The following is a 15,971-nucleotide window of genomic DNA, read 5'->3' as shown; positions in this document are numbered from 1 at the left end:
TATACGCTGACTACACTCTTTTCATCGTTTTACGGTCATTTGGCAATAACCATGATGATAAGCCAATTAACGGCAGAGTGCTGCATAATATCATAATAAAGTTAAGGCTATATATATCTGCCAATTTTCCAAGTATAACTGCTCCTAACGCCCCAAGCCCAAATGCAAGTCCGACAATTAATCCAGATACCATACCAACCTTTCCTGGAACAAGCTCCTGTGCATACACAACAATCACACTGAAGCTACTAGAACTAATAAATCCAATACAAAGAAACAATGGAACAACCCAGACGAGCGAAACGTGTGGCAATAATAGCGCTAGAGGTGCTGAACCGAGCATGGAAAAAACAATAATATTTCGCTTTCCAAACCGATCTGCTAATGGCCCGCCAAAAAACGTTCCAAGTACGCCAGCAATCATGAAAGCAAATACGTAAAACTGTGCATTCTTAATAGATAATCCATAATGCTCAATTAAATAAAACTGATAAAAGTTTCCAATCCCTGCTCCGTACCACGAGCGAACAAATGTTAAAAATACAAGTAAAACAATGACAAACTTAATTCGGCTGCTTATTACTAAACTTTCAGCTTCTAGTGCAGCACGTTTCTTACTTCTTACAGCCCCGCTTGCTAACTCGCCTTTATACCATGTAGAAACAAAGTATAATAAGATAATTCCAACCATCGCAAAGCCTGTAAACCATACTGTTCCAATTTGACCAAGCGGAACAAATACAAGTGCCGTAAAAATGGGCGCAAGCGAATTCCCTGTATTTCCTCCTACTTGATAAATGGATTGTGCTAAACCACGTTTTGCTCCCGCTGCCATATAAGCAACACGTGCGCCTTCTGGATGAAAGACTGCAGATCCGAGTCCAATAAATAAAACGGATAAAATAATAATAAAAAAGTTCGGTGCAAACGCAAGTCCAATCATCCCAAGCATGCTTGAAAACATTCCTAGTGGCAGCAAATACGGGGAAGGTTTCTTATCTGAATACATCCCAAACACCGGCTGCATAATGGATGATGTCATATTGAGAGCAAAGGCAATCCATCCCACCTGCATATAGGATAAATTCATCGACTTTTCTAAAATGGGAAACAGTGCCGGTACAACTGCCTGCATCGAATCATTCAGAAAGTGCCCTAAACTAATCGCAAATAAAATACGGTAAATCGTTGGTGCATTCATCGCATTCGGCTTTGTTATTGTCTGCATGCTACACGCTCCTCTCCTTTTGTGCTCAAAACAACCTCTGCATATGTTTCACACACATTTACTTTTCTGACTTTTTAAACAAAATATATTCTATACCTCTTTTTCATCTTTTTCCACTTCTTTGCTTACTACCATGCAAAATGAATATACCCCTCAAAACCTAATAAAACTTTACTTTTATTAAAATTCAGAAAAAATATTTACCATATACATCCATTCATGTATCATAATATAAAATAACAAATAAGGAGCGTTTCTCATGAATCCACTACTATTAAATTTCCCTTCGGAGTTCTACACGGAAAGACTTTTCATAAGGATGCCAAGACCTGGAGATGGAAAAGAAGTATATAACGCTATCAATGAATCTATTGAAGAATTAAAACCTTGGATGCCTTTTGCACAAAAAGAACAAACGGAACAAGAAGTAGAAGCAAATATTAGAGATTCTCACGTAAAATTTTTGGCGCGTGAAGATTTACGATTACTCATTTTCCTTAAAGACACAGGTGAATTTGTTGCCTCTTCAGGGTTACACCGCATTAACTGGGATATTCCAAAATTTGAAATTGGGTATTGGATTGACTCCCGTTTTAGCGGAAAAGGATACATGACAGAAGCTGTTACAGGAATTGTAAATTTCGCTTTTCATGAATTACAAGCAAATCGAGTAGAAATTCGCTGTGACTCAAAAAATGTCAAAAGTCGTGCCATACCTGAAAGATTAGGTTTTAAATTAGAAGGTATTTTAGAGAATAACAGCGTTTCAGTAGATGGGACGGAATTAAGAGATACATATATATATGCAACGAAAAGATAAGGAAAAGAAGAGCTACTATCCAGCAGCTCTTCTTTTCTTCTTTCAAGTGAACTCTTTAACTTATTACATACCTTTTATACTTTTCCAAATCACTCATTTTGCATTCCAGGGTAATCTTCGTACCTTCATTTTCATAGTCTGTTGATAAAACATGAGCATGCTCGTTAAAATACGAAATTAACTGTCCTTGATCATAAGGAATTAACATTTCACACTTTGTATAATCCTTATAAATTTGCGTGCGAATCATTTGCACAAGTTCATCGATACCTACTTTTTGTTTCGCAGATAAATACACGCGATTATCTTGTACTTTTGGAATTTCAATATCAATAACATCTGCTTTATTATAGGCATAAATAGTTGCAATATTTTCTACACCGATTTGTTTTAACGTTTGATTTGTAATCTCAATTAGATGCTCATAGTTCGGATTTGCATAATCCACAACATGAATCAATAGATCCGCCTCCGCTACTTCTTCTAACGTTGAACGGAACGCTTTCACAAGATGATGCGGCAATTTACTAACAAATCCAACGGTATCCGTTAATAAAAACGATTTGTTATCTGGCAATTGAATATTTCGCACAGCTGTTTCAAGCGTCGCAAACAACATATCTTTTTCAAATACTTGTTTCTCTGCAGATCCGTTAAACATTTCAAGCATCGCATTCATCGTTGTTGATTTCCCTGCATTTGTATACCCTACTAACGCAACAACAGGTACTTCATTTTTCTTGCGCTGTTTACGCTGTGTTTGACGCTGTGCAACGAGCGCTTCTAACTCTTTATTTAACACAGCAATTTGCTCTTCAATCTTACGGCGATCAAGCTCTAATTTTTTCTCCCCTACACCTTTGTTTTTCGTACCAACACCACCGCTTTGTCTTCCTAACGATTCACGAAGGCCAATTAAACGAGGCATCATATATTGCAAATGTGCTACCTCAACCTGTAGTTGCGCCTCTTTCGTCTTAGCACGCTGCGCAAAAATATCTAAAATTAAGATCGTACGATCAATCACTTTACAATCTAAATCTGCTTCTAAATTTCGAATTTGTGAAGGCGATAACTCATCATTGAAAATGACTAAATTCGCATCTGCTTCTTTTACGAACGCTGACACTTCTTCAATCTTACCCGTTCCAATATAATGAGATGGATTTACACGATGTAAATTTTGTGTTACTTTCCCTATCACTTCAACATCGCACGCTTCTGTTAAATTCGCTAACTCCTCCATTGAATATTCGAAATCACTTTCACTATTTAAATTCACTCCAACTAATATTGCTCTTTGTACTAGCTGTTCCATATATTTATTCCTCCATTTCGATTACGCGCAAACTAAAAAAACACAAGCTGCTGCCTGTGTTTTTCATAAACGGATGAAAGCATAACAAATAAACATAAAGAAGCATCGCTTCTTGCGTGTTCAATGGTCGTCAAATCCAGCATCATACAACATAAAAAATGTTTGTATACATGCATTGCATCATTCTGTTTTAAAGGTAAAACAAAAAGAAGGCGTATTCGTCCTTCCCTCTTTTCACATATAAGTTCAATAGGGTTCCTTTAAAAAGACAGACCAATCCCGTTTACTCTGTACACAGACAGAGCCTTTGAGCGCTATTCAATTATTGGCACAAAGTATTGAGACGTAATCTGATTAAGATCAAAGGAGACCCCTCCGTTCATTAAAAGTTACATAAATTTTAGCATAATTATGTAGCTGATACAAGAATAAACTCCATTTATTAACATAAAGAAAATCGCCATTTTTCTATTTTATTCATCATTTTTTGCGCAACAATCTTATATGAACAAATCTATAACAATTACAAATGAAGACAAATGTCGGGTGTATAGTTTGCAAATAAATGTATGTCTTATTAAAAACGCAAAAGGCTAAGGTTAGACAACAACATTTTTTTAATCTTGTACTTTAAAATATGTTAGCGTTTAAGCAGCGGGTAGTTGGCTTACTTATATATTCACTTGGTCGTTTTCCTTTTGCTTTTCTTCTTTCATTTCATGATAGTATGATGGCAGTTCTATATCATGTTCTAAGAAATAATCTTCAATTAATGAAATGATCACTTTCAATGTCTTCACACGCGCATACAACTTATCGTTGCCAGGTATAATATGCCACTTCGCATTTGGTTTGTCTGTTTTTTCAAACATATCTTCCATGGCCTCGACATATTCATCCCACTTTTCACGATTACGCCAATCTTCATCTGTAATTTTCCATTTCTTAAGAGGATTTTGCTCTCGATCTTTAAACCGTGCTAACTGTTCATCTTTACTAATATGATAGAAGAACTTTGCTACTATGTAACGATCATCTGTTAATAGTTTTTCAAAATCATTGATTTCACCGTATGCTCTCGTCCATTCTTCCTTTGTAGCAAAACCCTCTACGCGTTCAACCAATACACGACCGTACCATGAGCGATCGAAAATAGTGATTTGACCATATTGCGGGATTTTTCGCCAAAATCGCTGCATATAATGATAGCGTTTTTCATGAGGAGCAGGTGCACCAATTGGATTTACTTGCAGGCCGCGTGGATCAAGATGCTCGGTAATTCGTTTAATTGCTCCGCCCTTTCCAGCAGCATCCCAACCTTCCATAGCCATAATAACGGCTATTTTTTCTTTTCGTAAAATTTGCTGCAACGCCAGTAAACGCATTTGATATTTTTCGAGCTTCTTATTGTATATTTTTTTTGATTCCATTCTTTTCGTTAAATCTATTTTTGCAAGACGACCATTTTTCATAATAAAATCCTCCTTTTCAAACAATTAACAATTATTTTAACATAATTTTCAGTATTTTACGAATACACATATCAAATATCAAAACGTATTAACTATAACCTTAATTATTTATATCATCTAAAAAGAACTGTATTTACCAACCTCATCTTTATTTTTCGAACAAACTAGTGATTCATCATGTAGGTGTTAATGTACAAATGAACGAGATAAACGATTGAATTCCATACTTGATAAAGTAAAATTCCATTCTTTTTACGTAGAAAAAAAGGGTATTCTGTCACTGTTTTGTCAATTTACTAAAAAAAAAGAATGAATTCATAATAAAAATATCTATTCACCCACTACCAATTGTGATATTCTTTTCATTGGAAAAATTACATATTGGTGGTGCATCCATGTTTTCAGTATTCAAAAGGTTTTTAATTGGTAGACCTCTTAAATCAAATGCATTAGGTGAACAAAAATTAAATAAATTAAAGGCATTAGCCATTCTTTCATCTGATGCTCTTTCTTCTGTTGCTTATGGAACAGAACAAATTTTAATAGTTCTTGCAACAATTGGATCGGTCGCTTTTTGGTATTCCATTCCAATCGCAATCGGAGTTCTCGTTTTGTTAACGGCACTTATTTTATCGTACAAACAGATTATTTATGCTTATCCACATGGCGGAGGAGCTTACGTTGTTTCCAAAACGAATTTAGGTATAAATGCTGGGCTTGTTGCCGGTGGATCCTTGCTGGTAGATTATATTCTTACCGTAGCTGTAAGTGTATCAGCAGGGACAGATGCACTTACATCCGCATTTCCAGTTTTACATCAGTACACCGTTCTAATCGCTGTAATACTTGTTATTTTTATTACCATTCTGAATCTTAGAGGAGTAACAGAATCTGCTTCTATTCTAGCTTATCCTGTCTATCTCTTCGTATTAGCACTTATCGTATTAATTACTGTTGGAGTCTTTAAAATCGCAACTGGACAAGCGCCAGCAACTTTGCATACACCTATTGGTACGGTAGCACCAGGAATTACATTATTCTTTTTATTAAAAGCATTCTCATCTGGGTGTTCTGCATTAACAGGGGTAGAAGCGATTTCAAATGCAATTCCTAACTTTAAGGCGCCAGCTGCTAAAAATGCAGCCACTACTTTAGTAATGATGGGAGCAATTCTTGCAGTCTTATTTACTGGTATCACCTTTTTAGCATATTGGTACGGTATTGCTCCGAAACACGATGAGACTGTTGTCTCTCAAATTGCTTCGGATATATTCGGAAGAAATTATGTATATTACTTTATTCAAGGAACAACTGCACTTATTTTAGTATTAGCTGCTAATACGGGATTTTCCGCATTCCCATTACTAGCTTACAACCTAGCATCAGATAAATATATGCCTCGCATGTTTTTAATGCGCGGTGATCGATTAGGATATTCAAATGGAATTATGACCCTAGGAATTGCTTCCATTATTTTAATTATTGCGTTTCAAGGAAAAACAGAACAATTAATCCCGCTGTACGCAGTTGGTGTATTTCTTCCTTTCACCTTGTCACAAACGGGAATGATTATAAAATGGTTGCGCGAAAAACCAGCAGGATGGTTACCTAAATTACTAACAAATTTAGTGGGCGCACTTATTTCATTATCTGTATTACTTATTTTCTTTATCACAAAGTTTACACAAGTATGGTCTGTTGTTATATTCCTACCAATTATTGTGTACATCTTTCATTGTATCTATAAACATTACGATGCAGTTGGAGAACAACTACGTATCGATCCAAATGAAATTCCGCACAAAATCGAAGAAAACATTGTCATCGTACCCGTTGCTGGAATTACAAAGGTAGTCGAACAATCCATTAATTATGCTGAGGCTATCGGTGATACTGTCATCGCTGTATATGTAGCCTTTGATAAAGAAAGTGAATTAAAGATGCAGCAAAAATGGAAAGAATGGAAACCTGATGTTCGTCTTATTACAGTCGTTTCTTCTTACAGAAGCTTAATGAGACCTATTACAAAATTAGTAGCAATGATTCAAGAGAAAGCACAAGAAAATCATCATTCCGTTACTGTTCTTATTCCGCAGTTTATAACAAAGAAAAGTTGGCATAACTTTTTACACAACCAATCAAGTGTTTTATTAAGGATATACCTTTTATATAAAAAGAATGTTATTGTTTCAACTGTTCCGTATCGATTTAAAAAATAGAACAATAGAAACTATTAAAAGTTTCTATTGTTCTATAAAGACGCGACCCCTAACTATAAATAAGTTAGGGGTCGCGTTTTTGTTTACTTGATTCTCCAATTTCTCCGACCGTGTTCACCCCTTATATGGAGCAGGAGTAATGTTCTAAGTAAAATCAATGAGTAAGTGTTGTGAGTTTTTCTTATTTCTTAGTTTTCACATCACATTTGAGATGCTTAGTTTTTGCAAATGAATGTATGCTTCACTAACAAGACGCAAAAAATACCTCTAGATACATTAAAATTGTGCTAGTTCTAAAATAGCAGCTAATGACAATAAATTTGATTGGAGATTAAATTATGAAAAGAAAGATAACCATCCTAGTCTGTATCATGTTTTTCTCATTAGGAATCCCTTTACAAACACAAGCTCTTACATTCGAAAAATTACCGACCGTAAAGAACTCAGAACAATGGTATGTCAAAATAGACAAAGCAAAAAACACTGCCCCTGGTTCACAGCAACCTAAGAAAGGAGTGTTTGACACATATAGTGTATTTGTAAAAAACATTGGAAAAGATGTCCAAAATACAACTATTGAAATATACCGAAACGAACTAGATGCAAAAACATCTTACTTCCTTTTTAGTGATACAAAAAACGGACTTTTTAAGTATACAGCACGTTTCACTCATGAAAATGTTCCGATAGATGTTAGGGCAACAAAAATTGAAGTGGTTATAAAATGGGAAGAAAAACAATTTAATCACAAAAAATATCCAGAGTACGCAGGAAGACAGCACAAACAAACATTTGTATTTACTGAAAATTAAGCTCTGCAGTTAGGCAGGGCTTTTTATTTAGACCTTGTTACATAATATTATTGGTATTCTCCAAACACATGAAAAAATCACAATAAAACTCATTGTCACAGGACGTATGATATTCAAAACAGTAAATAAAATATATTGATTTCATGTTGAAAAGACAACTTGAAGGAACTTATTAAAAACAATTTTGACAGGAAAAACTATCTATCCAAATACAAAATCTGTAGAGGTGATAACATGAAATTTCCGATGTATTTGCTAGTTACTTCCATTCTCATATCAATCAATCCAATTTTAGTCCAAACCAAAGAAATTAAATATAATCACAACAGTATTACTGTATCTGAAATTAAAAAGAAAGTAGGATTTAAGGTATATGTTCCAAAACAAGTACCAAATAATTGGACATTAGAAATTAAAACGTATCCTTGGAGAGAAAAAGAAAACATTGCCTATTTTAGACTGCATTATATGGATAGCAAAGACGAGAAGTTATTACTCGGCATTGAGCAACGAAAAAAAACTTCGAGCACAGAAGATACACATCCACATGCGAAGCAAGTAGATATCAATGGTTATAAAGGATATTTTGAAGAATGGGGAAACAGCGGTGAATTAGATAAGAAAGGAGAACTCGTTACTGGAGGTTTACTTAGCTGGACACAAAAAGGAACATATATTCAAATGGATAGTTCAAGGATATCGAAAGAGAAAATGTTAGAAATAGCACGTTCAATGGAAGCGCATAAAAATGAATAGAATGGAAAACTTATTTATGACATAGTTTTCAACGCCCTAATTACATATTGCTTCATGAAAAATTAGTTATTGAACAAAAAGGGGTTTTCACGTACAAAAAACACCTTTTCAATCTACACCTATTTTTTAACAGTCTAATACCTTATCCTATAGTCTAAAACATTTATGTGTCAGTAAATTGGAAAACTCTCATATAACAAACGTTATATGAAAAACTTTCTTAGCTAAAATTCAAACAACTGGATTGACTGTTTTCATTATTCCTAAAACCATCTAACTTCGTTCTTACTTCTCCAACATACGAACTGTACAAATTACAAAAATCCCTATCAAACTTTGAAAGTGCATCTTAATATCTATACACTAAAAACCGAAGATCTTAAACTTGTCTTGAATTGTCCCTCTCTAAAAACCGAAATTAATTTTTACATACGTATTTGATTTTCCTACCCAAAGACAAGAAGCTAGAAATCACAAGGGATAAGCCCTCTCTTTGTCCACCCCTTCGGTTATAAGGTATGCTAGGGATATTCCTTTATACTCTTGTTGCGTGAAACCTAGTGAGAACATGAATTACAAATTGTGATGAAATGAGCTGCTATTTGTACATAAAATAAAACCGTTCCCGCTAGAAGATCTTTTTATTGATTCCCCCTCAATGAATACAGCCTGATTAAAGAACAATATCATAAGAAAATTGCTTCAAAAAATAAAAGTGCTCGAAGAACAGAATGCGCATTTGATGACACTCTTGTTTCAAACATATGAAAGCTCAGCTGAAAAGTATGATTGACTGAGCTTTTTGTGTGTCATATTTCTTAATACTTTTCAAGCATGAGACTTTAACAAAGCTCAAGAATAAAAAAAACAGCTTAGTTCCAAAAACCAAGCTGCTGATTATTCTCTTCTGTTTTTGTTTGTTTTTTGGAAGATCGTACAGATTCTGCATTCATATAAATCGTAAAACCTGTTGATGTATCTTTTTTCTCAAATGTTTTATCCTGCTTTCTCTCTGATACATCTTCCACAGATTTTGATGTATAAACTTTTATATACGGCTTACTTAAGCTTTTTTGTAATTTTTGTAAGTGCTTACTACTAATCATATTTTTTAAATTAGGATCGATAAGCTCATTTAATATATCCGCTTGCCAACAAATATAATTTATCCATTCTTCCAATATTTCACTGTGATGTTTTGGATTTGTTCTCATTAATTCTTCCATAACAAGATAATACGCCTTATTATCATCAAATTTATAACAACGTAGCGTATCTTCAATAAGCTTTCGTTTTTGTTCTTCAGATAGCAAACTATACATATCTATTCTAACGATTTTTTTAATGGCTCGTGCTCCTTCTCCTGTTAAATCTCTCTCTAACAAAAGATCAAATAGCCAACCTTTAATCTCTGCTGAAAATGGCGCAGACTCAATTATTTCTAGTGCTTCGTTGCTACCCCTGACTTTAGCTACCGCTTGGCGCTTTTCTTCAGCAATCGCTAGCGCTTTCTTTATTTTATTCATTTGTGTTCTCGTCAAATTTAATGCAATACGAATTTCTTCGACTTCCATATTTCCTTGTTTCATAATTTGTTCTACTAAAAAAGTCTTATCCATACCAGTCGTTCTTCTCGTTATATTTTGTAAGTTAAAACGAGCAATATTACGTTGTTGAACAGTCGTACACTTTCCAGAAGTAATGACTGGAACTAGAAAAGATCCTTTCTTTAATTTCTTTAAAGCAGTCCATCTTCTATACCCATCAATAATGTAATATTTCCCTTCTTGATTTGGTCCTTCTACACGCAAAGGCTCCTTTATTCCTTCTAGTTCAATACTATTACACAATCGTTCATCATCTGGATGTGTTCGAGCTGTTACATCGCACTTGATTTCTTTTAATGCAACTTTTTTATATTCCACTCGTTCCCACCACCCTTTTGCCTTTTTCCTACTAATATGTAGTTTTCAAATTGTCCTAGACCTCTTACTTCACCAGCCGATGCTGCACCACACATAATAAAAAAATCTCCTGTTCAACCAGGAGATTTACTATCCTTCTTCTTTATAAAATACACTTCTAATGAGCTTCTTCAGTTTTTATTGTGCCGTATGATTCATTTCCGAGTTTAAGTGGGGAATCATCACCTCATCCTCACTATATGCAAAACACTTAAGGGCTATCCTCAATGTTATCGGAAGTGAAAAATGATATTGAGATTAAAGGACATGATAAACAATACAGTATATTGCAAGTATTTTTAAGGAGAACCCATTAATGAGTAAAAGACATAAAATATTGATATCAATACTTTTCGCTTTAATTATCAGTGTTATTAATACTCCTGCTAAAGCTCAAGAACAGCAGTCTTTTGAAAAGTTTTGGTATAAGATTAGTTATAAACCTGTCGGAGAAGCAATAACTGAATGCGAAAAATTATTTCATATGGCGGACTGTCACTTGCTTCAATCACTTTATCACACCATTGAATTACTTCAGCTTTACTCCACAACCCACAGCAAAGCCCTAAGCCATAAATACGGGTTAATTTTTGAACTAAATCCAAAGCTTCTCACCTTCAATTCTTCATACGCATCTTTATTTAATTTTAACTCTAAAATATGATGAGTTCATTAAGAATTACAGATTTTAGAGAATCCGAACAACACGTCAATGTTGCTATAAGAAAAAATGAAGTATATAGTAAATTTAAATAGTCCTATTGTATTGTGCCAATAATAGTAAGCCTGTATTTCTAGAATTAATATATATAGGTAACTACAAAAATTACATAATATTTGTGGTTTATAAGAAAAATTAAAGTCAGCGAAAGCATGTAGAAATATAATATGGGATTTTCAAAAAATTATTTGGAGTGTTGAGATGTGGTATACAAAGAGATCCTAAAAAAAATCCATGATACACCTACTGATTATAAATTTGATAAATTAATTGATTCCGTTATTGATGAAGACTCAATGTTGGATGGTATTCCCCAAGATTATATTAACTTCTTAAAAGAAGTTGGATATGGATCCGTTTCTGATGGATATTTTATGTTCTATGGAGGACTAATCGAAGCTGATGAAATATATGATGCAAATGACAACCCAGAAATAAAAAATATTTTATTATTTGGTGATAACTTTTCTGGTGATGCAATAGGCTTTCAAACTACAAATAACTGGTCAATTGTTGAAATCTGGCATGAGGACTTATCAATTATACCAAGAGACGAAAAAAGTTTTAGAGAATTAGCTGAAAGAATATTTTTGAGAGAATTATAGATCCGTTTAATGCTCACTTTATTTAAAACAGAAAAAGCATTCCACTAATAACTTTGTGAGATGCTTTTTTAATTAACCCAATTTATTCTCTGCCTCTTCTCTCTTTTTATGTCCATCTACAAAACTTTCTGGCCCTCTACTCTATTTAATGTTCTCCACCTTTTCTAGACCATATCACAACAGGAATAAGCAATAAGGCTAAAGCTCCTCCAGCTAATGATAATGCTGCATAACTTGAATTAGCTACCACCATGCCGGACATCGCTCCACCAGAAGCCCCTGCCAATGCAATAAAAACGTCCACTTTTCCTTGCGTCTTTGCACGTGTTACAGGTTCTGTTGAATCAACAATTTGAGCCGTTCCACTTATTAAACCGAGATTCCATCCTAATCCTAGTAAAGAAAGGGCAACAACCAGAAGTATTAAAGAATCGCTCGGTGCAATAGCAGCTAACACTCCCGCAGTAAGTAGTATAACTCCGGAAGCAATGCTCATTGCCATTCGACCAATCTTATCAACAAGGATTCCTGTAACGAGTGATGGAAGGTACATTGCGCCTACATGAAACCCAATGACAAGACCCACTTCATTTAAGCCATGACCATGGTGTTTCATATGTAGGGGAGTCATCGTCATAATAGCAACCATGACAACTTGCGTAAGTATCATAACGATTGCCCCAACTGTAATGCCTCTTTTATTTGTTATTAATTTTTTAGCTATCGAATGCTCTTTATATATATGCTTCTGTTTATATGTTTCTATCATGTTTGCTACAAGTAATGGATCTGGACGAAGCATAACGAAAAGTACGAGACCCGCTAAAAGAAATGCAGCTGCTGATAATATGAAAGGACCAGCAAGTTCAGGAATACCAATAGAACGAGCAAAACTCCCCATTACACCTACTAAGTTTGGTCCCGCTACCGCACCAAAGGTCGTCATAACCATTGTAATACTAATAGCAGTTGCCCGTTGCTTCTCATTTGCTAAGTCTGTACCGGCATAACGAGCTTGTAAATTTGTGGCTGTACCTGCACCATAAATCAGCAGGGAAGCAAGTAAGAGAATAATACTATTTGTTAAAGCGGAAATTACCACTCCAATAGCCCCAAGCCCTCCTACCATAAATCCTGTCGCGAGCCCTATTCGACGCCCATAACGTTGCGAAAGCCTTCCTACTATGAAAGCGGCTCCTGCCGATCCCATTGTAAATATAGCAGCTGGCAACCCTGCGAATGCATCTGTCCCAAGCATTTGCTGTGCGAGAAGTGCGCCTACCGTAATTCCAGCAGCTAACCCCGCACCACCAAACATTTGTGAAATACTTACGATTACTAACGTCCGTTTATATAACTTTTGTTGTTCTTCTACTGTATACATATGATTCATTATTGAATCATCAGCTTTATCTAGCATTCCCTCACCTTCCTTATGAAAAATCTCCCCTTTTTAAATGTACTATGATTACTGTTTCATATTCAATAGCATTTCCATTCGTTCTTTTTGTTCTAAAAGAGAAAAACAAAAAACTGCCCAAATTCTACGCTTGATATATTATCATTTTAATATACTAATATTTAACTTCAACAATAACTTTATTATTTATTTTTATCTTAATTTCCTGTACTATTTCAATCATTTCATTGGGACTTACTTCTTGTCCCTTAATATCATTACGGACTGTTTGTTTTATTCCTTCAAGTAGAAAAGGCGCAAATCGCACCTCTTTTCATTATATTTCTCCTTATTTCATTACATAACATATACCAAACAGAACTCCTACTAAAAATAATATGTCGTTTCCACAACTTAAAACCGTAACTTTCATGATTCTATCTAAATTATTTAGTAGTTTTTCTGAAGTAAGAGCTGCAAATTCTCTTTAATAGTAAGCCATTCCTTAGAAATAACACTATAAACACAGGCATCTCTTGTTTGTCCTGTATATAAGGTTCTTTCATTTCGTAAGACGCCCTCCTTTATAGCTCCTAAACGCTCAATGGCTTTCTGTGCCCTCTTATTTTGAAGGTCTGTCTTAATTTGAACTCGAACCATCTGTAATGTTTCAAAAGCATGCCTTAATAATAAATATTTACACTCTGTATTAATACTCGTTCTTTGAACACTAGGAGCATAGAATGTATAGCCTAACTCCAATGTTTTATAATCAGCAGATATATCGTATAGGCGAGTGCTACCAACGATACTGTTAGTAAACTGGTCTACAACAACAAACGGAAGTACAGTGCCTTCTTTATAACTTTCTAAAGCTTCTTTCACCATCTCTTCCATATCATGTTGGCTTCTCATTTGTCTTGGCATATACGACCAAAGAGAAGGTGTCTCCTCAATAATTTTATATAATTGTTCGGCATGTTCTAATTGCATGAGCTGAAGTTTTACCCGATTTAGAGTAAGTTCCATACTAGACTCCCCTTTTCTTACATGTTTAGTCTATATCCTTATTCATTATGTACTCTGTTTGTACTTCATTGACAGCTTGATCAAATGTAGTCTTGTTTTTTAAACTTCTAACAGTCTAATTAAACATCTGCTATAACATATTCTATCAACTGGATATGCAACGGTTGTTTACCATTTGGTTGAAAGTCTTTAAATATTTGAATGAGTCCCCTTTAAATATTGCTCCAAAAAAGAAAAAAGAAAAAGAACCACGCAGCGGACTTTTATACCTGCCTGTGGTTCCATATTATGTTATGAGATGAAAATTCCACTTGTTTCTTTACGTGACATTCTTATTTTAACTACAACTTATGTGATGAAACGTCTAATTTATAATACTTGTACCTAATTTGAGACGAAAAGATGAAGAAATACCTTTATTCAGTTCTATCCAAGCGCTATCTTTATTTGTTTCAATATGAGAAGCAACAAGCTTTGTAACGACTTCATCTTCGGAGTAATATACAGTAGCTTTCCACTTGCCTTGTTTTGCAGGAGTTAGCAGTAAAGATAAATCCTCATCTGCTACATATTCATCTTCCGTAACTGCAAATTCTATTGAATAACAAGGGTCACTCACAAAAATCTTATTACTTTTCATCTCAAAGATACCTAATTCTTTTAATGCCATATAAAACACTCCAATTAAAAATTACTTACTTTAATAATACAGTTTAAATCCCATTTTTATAGTGTATGTCTATCTTATACAAGAAAACATTACAGACTCCTCTCTTTTCACATAATCAGTGCTATTGGAAGCAGATATCGTCTAATCCGTATTTTACCACTAATCATTTGATACATATTACCTTTTATTTAAAGAAATAGTAAATAAGATAAAATCCTGTACTTTGGAGGTTGGAATATGCGAAAGATAACAGTTGTTCTTTTTTGTATGGTGTGTTTTATATTCAGTAGCAATATATTAACGGAAGCTGCCTCGTTAAGTAATCTTCCTATATCAAAGTCCTCTAAACATTGGCATTTGAAAATTGATAAAGCTGACGATGACCAAAGGCTTTCGAAACCAAAAACAGGCGTAGTAAATACATATAGTCTAGATGTGAAGAACCTAGGAAAAGATGTTTATAATTTAGATGTAGATATATACAGTAACTTTAACGATTCCAAAACCTTGCGGGGAAATATGGACGCGCTTGAGACTGAGAGAACAGTCACCACTAATGAGTGTCATTTTCCTAATTTTCCTGTGTCAGTAAAAGCAAAAGGTATTACGGTTATTGTTACATGGCAAGAGGACCTACCAAAGACGTTAGAAAATGGTCAAAAAATACATGCAAGAAAATATAAAGAAATATTTGTGTTCGATCAAAAATAAATGATAAAAAGCTCTCCTTAAAATTAGAGCGCTTTTATCATTTATTTAAAGTATGAATATCATATATGTAAAATTGATATAACGCGTATTATCGAAGGTAAAAAAAGAGAATCATTTCTTATCCATCTAATGACAATAAGAGGTGCAATTTGTACTGAATCCCAAAAGTTAGACTTTTTTCGGAGTGATTCCTCACTCCGATTTTTCTTTTAGTTATTATCCAGTTTCAATATGATTTCAAATATAA

The 15,971-nt window shown here is 34.3% G+C and carries 13 protein-coding genes and 1 pseudogene; 6 read left to right on the top strand and 8 right to left on the bottom strand.

Annotation, left to right across the window (positions count from 1 at the left end; all coding sequences use genetic code 11):
* Positions 1-10: 10 nt before the first annotated feature.
* Positions 11-1,228, bottom strand: a complete 1,218-nt coding sequence (locus BM350_RS10920; RefSeq protein ID WP_090912098.1) for an MFS transporter — start codon at positions 1,226-1,228, stop codon at positions 11-13.
* 259 nt (positions 1,229-1,487) lie between these two features.
* Between BM350_RS10920 and BM350_RS10915 the strand changes: the two genes are divergently transcribed.
* Positions 1,488-2,048 carry a GNAT family N-acetyltransferase gene (locus tag BM350_RS10915; RefSeq protein ID WP_090912100.1) on the top strand — a complete coding sequence of 187 codons (561 nt, stop codon included), beginning with the start codon at positions 1,488-1,490 and terminating at the stop codon, positions 2,046-2,048.
* A gap of 55 nt (positions 2,049-2,103) precedes the next feature.
* Here BM350_RS10915 and hflX read toward each other — a convergent pair whose 3' ends face one another.
* A complete protein-coding gene (gene hflX / locus BM350_RS10910; RefSeq protein WP_090912102.1) occupies positions 2,104-3,366 on the bottom strand; it encodes a GTPase HflX in 1,263 nt (420 codons plus the stop codon).
* Positions 3,367-4,037: 671 nt separating this feature from the next.
* Positions 4,038-4,838, bottom strand: a complete 801-nt coding sequence (locus BM350_RS10905) for a polyphosphate kinase 2 family protein (protein ID WP_090912104.1) — start codon at positions 4,836-4,838, stop codon at positions 4,038-4,040.
* Between the two features lie 395 nt (positions 4,839-5,233).
* Between BM350_RS10905 and BM350_RS10900 the strand changes: the two genes are divergently transcribed.
* The 3 genes from BM350_RS10900 (at position 5,234) to BM350_RS10890 (ending at position 8,625) form a co-directional block, all read left to right on the top strand.
* On the top strand, positions 5,234-7,057 hold the full coding sequence (locus BM350_RS10900) for an APC family permease (RefSeq protein ID WP_090912106.1): 1,824 nt from the start codon (positions 5,234-5,236) through the stop codon (positions 7,055-7,057).
* Between the two features lie 338 nt (positions 7,058-7,395).
* On the top strand, positions 7,396-7,869 hold the full coding sequence (locus BM350_RS10895; protein WP_090912108.1) for a hypothetical protein: 474 nt from the start codon (positions 7,396-7,398) through the stop codon (positions 7,867-7,869).
* Positions 7,870-8,103: 234 nt separating this feature from the next.
* Positions 8,104-8,625: a DUF4367 domain-containing protein gene (locus tag BM350_RS10890; RefSeq protein ID WP_244547976.1), complete on the top strand. Its 522-nt coding sequence runs from the start codon at positions 8,104-8,106 to the stop codon at positions 8,623-8,625.
* 872 nt (positions 8,626-9,497) lie between these two features.
* Here BM350_RS10890 and BM350_RS10885 read toward each other — a convergent pair.
* Together BM350_RS10885 and BM350_RS27485 are read right to left on the bottom strand one after the other, a co-directional pair.
* A complete protein-coding gene (locus BM350_RS10885; RefSeq protein ID WP_170857683.1) occupies positions 9,498-10,550 on the bottom strand; it encodes a ParB/RepB/Spo0J family partition protein in 1,053 nt (350 codons plus the stop codon).
* A gap of 512 nt (positions 10,551-11,062) precedes the next feature.
* Positions 11,063-11,194 (bottom strand): annotated as a pseudogene (locus tag BM350_RS27485) (protein kinase); the annotation flags it as partial.
* Between the two features lie 319 nt (positions 11,195-11,513).
* On the opposite strand from BM350_RS27485, the gene BM350_RS10875 reads away from it, so the two are divergent.
* Positions 11,514-11,915: an SMI1/KNR4 family protein gene (locus tag BM350_RS10875; RefSeq protein WP_090912113.1), complete on the top strand. Its 402-nt coding sequence runs from the start codon at positions 11,514-11,516 to the stop codon at positions 11,913-11,915.
* 145 nt (positions 11,916-12,060) lie between these two features.
* Here the strand turns inward: BM350_RS10875 and BM350_RS10870 are convergent, their stop codons facing one another.
* From BM350_RS10870 to BM350_RS10860, 3 genes are all read right to left on the bottom strand, one after another.
* Complete coding sequence (locus BM350_RS10870) at positions 12,061-13,335, bottom strand: MFS transporter (RefSeq protein ID WP_090912115.1); 1,275 nt, start codon at positions 13,333-13,335, stop codon at positions 12,061-12,063.
* 429 nt (positions 13,336-13,764) lie between these two features.
* Positions 13,765-14,343 carry a GNAT family N-acetyltransferase gene (locus BM350_RS10865; RefSeq protein WP_090912117.1) on the bottom strand — a complete coding sequence of 193 codons (579 nt, stop codon included), beginning with the start codon at positions 14,341-14,343 and terminating at the stop codon, positions 13,765-13,767.
* Between the two features lie 364 nt (positions 14,344-14,707).
* Positions 14,708-15,013: a hypothetical protein gene (locus BM350_RS10860; RefSeq protein WP_244547975.1), complete on the bottom strand. Its 306-nt coding sequence runs from the start codon at positions 15,011-15,013 to the stop codon at positions 14,708-14,710.
* 237 nt (positions 15,014-15,250) lie between these two features.
* Between BM350_RS10860 and BM350_RS10855 the strand changes: the two genes are divergently transcribed.
* Positions 15,251-15,724, top strand: coding sequence for a hypothetical protein (locus BM350_RS10855; RefSeq protein WP_090912119.1), 474 nt, complete (start codon positions 15,251-15,253; stop codon positions 15,722-15,724).
* Positions 15,725-15,971 lie beyond the last annotated feature (247 nt).

Origin of the sequence: Bacillus sp. 103mf (assembly GCF_900116295.1) — a bacterium.
GTDB classification, from domain to species: Bacteria; Bacillota; Bacilli; order Bacillales; family Bacillaceae_G; genus Bacillus_A; species Bacillus_A bruguierae.
Note: the sequence above shows the minus strand (reverse complement) of the source record. Positions and strands in the feature narration are given on the sequence as shown.

What these genes read in the sequence shown, in the direction of transcription:
- BM350_RS10860 (WP_244547975.1), bottom strand. Translation starts at nt 15,013, where the DNA reads ATGGCATTAAAAGAATTAGGTATCTTTGAGATGAAAAGTAATAAGATT.
- BM350_RS10855 (WP_090912119.1), top strand. Translation starts at nt 15,251, where the DNA reads ATGCGAAAGATAACAGTTGTTCTTTTTTGTATGGTGTGTTTTATATTC.
- BM350_RS10900 (WP_090912106.1), top strand. Translation starts at nt 5,234, where the DNA reads ATGTTTTCAGTATTCAAAAGGTTTTTAATTGGTAGACCTCTTAAATCA.
- hflX (WP_090912102.1), bottom strand. Translation starts at nt 3,366, where the DNA reads ATGGAACAGCTAGTACAAAGAGCAATATTAGTTGGAGTGAATTTAAAT.
- BM350_RS10890 (WP_244547976.1), top strand. Translation starts at nt 8,104, where the DNA reads ATGAAATTTCCGATGTATTTGCTAGTTACTTCCATTCTCATATCAATC.
- BM350_RS10905 (WP_090912104.1), bottom strand. Translation starts at nt 4,838, where the DNA reads ATGAAAAATGGTCGTCTTGCAAAAATAGATTTAACGAAAAGAATGGAA.
- BM350_RS10915 (WP_090912100.1), top strand. Translation starts at nt 1,488, where the DNA reads ATGAATCCACTACTATTAAATTTCCCTTCGGAGTTCTACACGGAAAGA.
- BM350_RS10895 (WP_090912108.1), top strand. Translation starts at nt 7,396, where the DNA reads ATGAAAAGAAAGATAACCATCCTAGTCTGTATCATGTTTTTCTCATTA.
- BM350_RS10870 (WP_090912115.1), bottom strand. Translation starts at nt 13,335, where the DNA reads ATGCTAGATAAAGCTGATGATTCAATAATGAATCATATGTATACAGTA.
- BM350_RS10865 (WP_090912117.1), bottom strand. Translation starts at nt 14,343, where the DNA reads ATGGAACTTACTCTAAATCGGGTAAAACTTCAGCTCATGCAATTAGAA.
- BM350_RS10920 (WP_090912098.1), bottom strand. Translation starts at nt 1,228, where the DNA reads ATGCAGACAATAACAAAGCCGAATGCGATGAATGCACCAACGATTTAC.